The organism is Streptomyces sp. NPDC054847, from assembly GCF_053610925.1.
In genome coordinates this window covers 1-2,301 of record NZ_JBSGZJ010000691.1, presented here as the reverse complement: position 1 = coordinate 2,301, position 2,301 = coordinate 1, and the positions used below count along the sequence as shown (strand labels likewise).

At 70.8% G+C, this 2,301-nt stretch carries 2 protein-coding genes; both read right to left on the bottom strand.

From position 1 onward, the window contains the following. Positions 1 to 36: 36 nt before the first annotated feature. Entirely contained in the window at positions 37 to 831 is a 795-nt protein-coding gene (locus tag ACWGH4_RS34305; protein WP_453467721.1) for a hypothetical protein, read from the bottom strand. Beyond that, the gene (locus ACWGH4_RS34300) at positions 828 to 2,177 is read right to left on the bottom strand and encodes an AI-2E family transporter (RefSeq protein WP_453467719.1); all 1,350 of its coding nucleotides are present in this window, start codon (positions 2,175 to 2,177) and stop codon (positions 828 to 830) included. The genes ACWGH4_RS34305 and ACWGH4_RS34300 overlap by 4 nt, the downstream gene beginning before the upstream one ends. Between the last annotated feature and the right edge of the window lie 124 nt (positions 2,178 to 2,301).

The following is a 2,301-nucleotide window of genomic DNA, read 5'->3' as shown; positions in this document are numbered from 1 at the left end:
GACCGGAAACGGTCGGCGGGGCCCTTCCGTGTGCCGTCAGCTCTTCAGCCGGGCCATCAGCGCCCTCATGTCCTCGATCATCAGCGGCTCGAAGTCGCTCACGTCGGTGAGCGGCTCGCCGGTTTCGGCGTCCCAGTCGCTGCTGGTTGACATGGAGAGCACCGCCTGGCCGTCCAGCACCTCCAGGGTGATGCCGCCGCTGTCCCGGACGACGAAGGCCAGTTCACCGAGACCGTCGACGCGACGCAGTGCCGTCTCGTCCACCGCCGCGTCGTCCGCCGCCGCGTCGTCCACGGCTGCGTCGTCCACGGCCGTGTCCTCGACCGCTGAGTGCCGGGCCGCCATCGTGCCCTCGAACTCGGGGCCGGGGTCGGTCTTCTTGTGCAGGGTGTACCCCACGGAGACGCTCGGCAGCGAGCCCAGCTCGTTCCCGTCCTCGTCGGTCGGGAGTTCGTACCCCTGCGGCGTCATCTCGATGTAGCACGACACGTCGTCGAGGCTCTCGTGCGCACTGCGCCATGCCGAGCCTTGGTCCACCCGCTCGCCGATCGCGGCCGTCAGCGCGCTCAATTCCGCGTCCAGGCACAGGTTCCGGCTCGCGCGGTATCCCCCCAGGTCCGGTTCGGCGCTGGAGTACGCGTACAGGCCGCCCGCCCACACCGCCGACGCGACGACCGCACCGCCGAGTGCCCACAGCCAGCCGGGACGGGCGCGGCGCGGACCGCCGGGGCCCTGGTCCTCCGTCACCACGTCATCGGCGGCGACGCGCTGTCCGGGGAGCTCGGCCGCGCCGAAGTACCCCTCCGGCACGAGCTCCGGTTCCGAGATCACTCCGACTCCTCCGGTGTCCGGTTCCGCGCCTGCGGGGACTCCTCCGCGGCGGCCGTCGCCGCCGCCGCGTCGAGGGACGTCGAGCCGTGCGGCTGCGGGGAGTTACGCAGTGCCTGTTCCCTGCCGTACACCCGCAGATAACCGACGACCGTGTTGGTCACTGCGACGAGCGGGACCGCCACGACCGCGCCGCCGATGCCGGCGGTCAGACCACCGCAGGCCACGGCGAGCACCACGGCGAGCGGGTGCACCCGCACCGCGCGGCCCAGGATGAACGGCTGCAGCACATGACCCTCGATCTGCTGGACGGCGAGGACGACGACCAGCACCATGAGCGCCGTGAACACGCCCTGGGTGACCAGCGCGACGACCACCGCGAGAGCGCCGGAGACCACCGCGCCGACCAGGGGGATGAAGGCGAAGAGGAAGATGAACACGGCGAGCGGCACGGCCAGCGGCACGTCGAGGAAGTAGATCCCGAGGCCGATGAAGATCGCGTCGATCAGTGCCACTATCACCGTCCCGCGGACGTACGCGGTCAGGGTGCGCCAAGCACGCGGTCCGGCACCGGCGACCCCCGGCCGCGCCTGCGCGGGGACGAGTTTGAGCACCCACTCCCAGATGCGCCTGCCGTCGTACAGCAGGAACAGCGTGGAGAACATCGCCAGCAGTATCCCGGTGAGCACCTCGACCATCACGCTCACACCCTGGAGACCGGCCGTGGTGATCTCCTCGGTGTTGGTGCCGATGGTGTCGCTGAGGTTCTCCGCGATGTCGTTGATCTGGCTCTCCGTCACATGGAACGGGCTGTCGAGGAGCCAGCGCTTCAGCTCATCGATGCCGTCCCGGACACGGTCGGAGAGGTTGTCCAGGTTGTCCATCACCTGCCACACCACGAACCAGCCGACCAGGCCCATGATGACGAAGCCGAGGATCGCCGTCACGGCGGTGGCGAAGCCCCGCGGGAGGCCCAGTCTGCACAGCCGGGCGACGGTCGGCTGAAGCATCGCGGTGACGAGCAGGGACGCCACGAACGCCAGCACCACCAGCTGCACGGCGCTGATCGCCCGCATCAACACCCAGAGGGTGCCCGCCAGTACGAGCAGCCGCCAGCCCGCCTCCGCCGCGACGCGCATCCCCCAGGGGATGGCGGCGACCGGGTCGGGCTTCGCGGGCACGTCCGGCGCGTAGGCCGGCGGCGGGGGAACGCTCTCGGGGAGCCGCGGCGCCCCGGGCAGCTCGTCGTCGGCGTCCGGGGCGCCCTCGTTGCGGCGCTCCTCCAGACGCTCTCCCATCCGGGTCAGCCCGGCGCCCACCCGGCCGAGCCATCCTGGAACCTTCGACATGATGCTTCCTCTTTCCCCCGCCCACTCTCCCCCTGAGCCCTCAAGGCACGGGTGTCCCCCACCCGGGAGTACCGGATTGAGACCGTACACGCACGGAGCCCCTCACCGTAGGACGGTGAGGGGC